This window comes from Macrococcus bovicus (assembly GCF_004359575.1).
GTDB classification, from domain to species: Bacteria; Bacillota; Bacilli; order Staphylococcales; family Staphylococcaceae; genus Macrococcus; species Macrococcus bovicus.
Genome location: NZ_SCWF01000024.1, coordinates 1 through 1652 on the forward strand (window position 1 = coordinate 1; position 1652 = coordinate 1652).

General features: G+C 37.5%; 2 protein-coding genes. Both read left to right on the top strand.

Translation table 11 applies throughout. The features are described 5' to 3' along the window. Positions 1-59: 59 nt before the first annotated feature. A complete protein-coding gene (locus ERX55_RS11215; RefSeq protein ID WP_133452665.1) occupies positions 60-761 on the top strand; it encodes a helix-turn-helix domain-containing protein in 702 nt (233 codons plus the stop codon). Positions 762-775: 14 nt separating this feature from the next. Then, positions 776-1612 carry an IS3 family transposase gene (locus ERX55_RS11220; protein WP_133452666.1) on the top strand — a complete coding sequence of 279 codons (837 nt, stop codon included), beginning with the start codon at positions 776-778 and terminating at the stop codon, positions 1610-1612. Positions 1613-1652 lie beyond the last annotated feature (40 nt).

The following is a 1652-nucleotide window of genomic DNA, read 5'->3' on the forward strand; positions in this document are numbered from 1 at the left end:
TGATATGCTCCCTATAAAGTAGACACTTAAAAAAGTAAAACTTTATAGGGAGTTTTTCTATGCGAAAAATCAAGCTATCACCGGAAACATTTCAGCAAATCTTCGATTTATATGAGGAAGGTCATTCTTTCAAAAGAATCAAAGAAATTCTAGATGTAGATATGCATGCCAGAAATTTAGCTACCTACTACAGACGCTATAAAAAACATGGAACTGCAGCTCTCAATCCTAGAACGCATAACGCCAGTTATTCTCAGGTATTTAAATCAATGGTGATCAATGAATACTTTAAAGATGGGATGTCAATTAATGAATTGGCTGTGAAGTATAATATCCCCGGCAGTGAAACTATTAGAAGATGGATTATCAGGTATACTGATGGAAAAGAGAATAAATCTTATTCTCCAAAACCGGAGGTATACAATATGAAGCCTAAAAAGTTGACTTACACTCAAAAATTGGAGGCAGTGAACGACTGTCTCAGTCATGACAAAGATTATAAAGGAACTGCAGAACGTTATCGTGTCAACTATTCTCAGATTTACAGCTGGGTGAAGAAGTTCGAAGAACATGGCCCGGAAGGATTGATAGATAGTAGAGGCAAAACAAAGCCGGCTACAGCGAGAAGTGCAGAAGATGAATATAAGCTGAAAATCAAGGCGCTTGAAGAACGCAATAAGTACCTAATGATGGAGAATGAGGTGCTAAAAAAGCGCCGCGAGATAGAAAGGCAGTTGATGAATCAAGAGTTCGACAATTAGCGTCCTATAAGACTGTGGAGAGTCTTAAAAATCGTTTTCCGATTAAATCCCTGTGCAAAGTTCTAGGCATTTCCAGAGCAAGCTACTATAAATGGTGTCACCGTGAAACGCCTGAATACGAAGTTTTTAATAATAATCTGAGAGATGAGATTCTTCGAATCTATCATAAGTACAACGGGATTTATGGCTACAGAAGAATTTATATTTACCTGAGACTCTATACAAGATTCCAGGTGAATCATAAACGTGTCCAACGCATAATGAAACGTTCAGGTTTGAAAGCTGTCATCAGACAGTCACGCAGATCCTACAAACCAAGTACACCTGAAATCACTGCATTAAACGTCGTAAACAGAGAATTTGACAGAAGTGATAAGACGCCGGTATGGCTGACAGATGTCACTGAAATAAAACTTAGGAATGGACAAAAAGTTTATCTGAGTGCTATCTATGATCTTCAGTCCAAAAAAATACTGAGTCACGAGATTTCAAAGAGAAACAACAACGAATTAGTATTCCATACTTTAAAAAAAGCTCAGGCCTTATATGATACCGAGGGAATCATTCTTCACAGTGATAGAGGCTTTCAATATACAAGCAGGGCTTTCAGACAAAAACTTCATGCAGCAGGAATGACTCAGAGTATGTCTCGAGTCGGCAGATGCATTGACAACGGACCGATGGAAGGATTCTTCGGTTTATTAAAATCGGAGATTTTTAAAGGAAAGTCGAAAATATTTGATGATTACGATCATGCGGAAAAAGAACTCACTAAGTACATCAAATTTTTTAATAAAGAAAGAATTTCATTAAAAATGGCTGCGCTTATTCAAGCGCAGCCGAGTAACTGATTTTATTTTTTTACGTGTCTACTTGACGGGGTGATGTTCA

Excerpts from the sequence above, each read along its gene's own strand:
- ERX55_RS11215 (WP_133452665.1), top strand. The coding sequence starts at position 60 with ATGCGAAAAATCAAGCTATCACCGGAAACATTTCAGCAAATCTTCGAT.